Here is a 210-nt window from a genome sequence, read left to right on the forward strand (position 1 = left end):
TACAATTTGAGCTTCCGTAATCTGGTGGAAATGATGGAAGAAAGAGGTTTATCCATTGCTCACACAACGATTATGCGCTGGGTTCATCAATATGGATCTCAATTAGAAGAGAAAGTACGACAGCATCTTAAATCAACAAATGATTCGTGGAGAGTCGATGAAACCTATATCAAAGTCAAAGGAGAGTGGTGTTATCTCTATCGTGCAATC

At 39.0% G+C, this 210-nt stretch carries 1 protein-coding gene; it reads left to right on the forward strand.

Features of this window, described 5'->3' with window-relative positions:
* On the forward strand, positions 1-210 hold a 210-nt coding region (locus CN326_RS23560; RefSeq protein ID WP_141525123.1), incomplete at both ends, for a DDE-type integrase/transposase/recombinase.

This window comes from Bacillus sp. AFS018417 (assembly GCF_002560985.1).
GTDB classification, from domain to species: domain Bacteria; phylum Bacillota; class Bacilli; order Bacillales; family Bacillaceae_G; genus Bacillus_A; species Bacillus_A rhizoplanae.